Origin of the sequence: Acinetobacter sp., assembly GCF_036666595.1 — a bacterium.
Classification (GTDB): domain Bacteria; phylum Pseudomonadota; class Gammaproteobacteria; order Pseudomonadales; family Moraxellaceae; genus Acinetobacter.
This window is the reverse complement of sequence record NZ_JAVWVO010000154.1, coordinates 1-523: the sequence shown is the minus strand read 5'-3', so window position 1 is coordinate 523 and position 523 is coordinate 1. Positions and strand designations below refer to the sequence as shown.

General features: G+C 36.9%; 1 pseudogene. It reads right to left on the bottom strand.

What is annotated here, in order from left to right:
- Nucleotides 1-523 (bottom strand): annotated as a pseudogene (locus RR876_RS17340) (DNA-directed RNA polymerase subunit beta'); the annotation flags it as partial.

Here is a 523-nt window from a genome sequence, read left to right as displayed (position 1 = left end):
CTGGAGCATAATCTTGCTCTTCTATCGTTAAGTAGTAGCATCCTAAAACCATATCCTGAGAAGGAGTAGTTATTGGAGTGCCATCTTTAGGAGCAAGTATGTTATTTATAGATAACATTAAGAATCTAGCTTCAGCTTGTGCTTCTACTGATAAAGGTACATGGACAGCCATTTGGTCTCCGTCAAAGTCGGCATTGTATGCTGTACATACAAGTGGGTGTAGCTTTATAGCCTTACCTTCAACTAAAACTGGTTCAAATGCTTGTATACCTAATCTATGAAGAGTAGGGGCACGGTTTAGAAGAACCGGATGACTCTTTATTACATCTTCTAATACATCCCAAACTTCTGGTTTGACTTTTTCAACTATAGACTTAGCACTTTTTATATTATGTGCGTGACCTTCTTTAACTAATTTATCCATTACAAATGGCTTGAATAATTCAAGTGCCATTTTCTTTGGAAGACCACATTGATAGAATTTAAGTTCTGGTCCAACAACTATAACTGAACGTCCTGAGTA